This is a genomic window from Flavobacterium buctense, assembly GCF_014486695.1.
Classification (GTDB): Bacteria; Bacteroidota; Bacteroidia; order Flavobacteriales; family Flavobacteriaceae; genus Flavobacterium; species Flavobacterium buctense.
In genome coordinates, this window is record NZ_JACTAB010000038.1 from 1 (window position 1) to 347 (window position 347).

Sequence of the window (347 nt, forward strand, 5' to 3'; positions counted from 1 at the left end):
TTACTGTGATAATTTGAGATACAGAAGAAGTATTGTCACAAGCATCAGTGAAAGTCCAAGTTCTAGTTACGATAAACGAGTTAGGACATTCTCCTTGAGCTACAGCATCAACACCTTCTACGGTGATAGCATCGTTACAGTTGTCAGTAGCCGTTAACGAAACCATTGCAGGAACATCATCGGCACAAGCTACAGTTACAGCAGCAGGTGCTTCAGGAGTTACCGGAGCAATAGTATCACTTACTGTGATAATTTGAGATACAGAAGAAGTATTGTTACAAGCATCAGTGAAAGTCCAAGTTCTAGTTACGATAAACGAGTTAGGACATTCTCCTTGAGCTACAGCA

General features: G+C 40.9%; 1 protein-coding gene. It reads right to left on the reverse strand.

Translation table 11 applies throughout. From position 1 onward, the window contains the following. Positions 1-347 (reverse strand): HYR-like domain-containing protein (locus ICG50_RS13060; protein ID WP_187661335.1); only part of this gene is annotated, 347 nt, incomplete at both ends.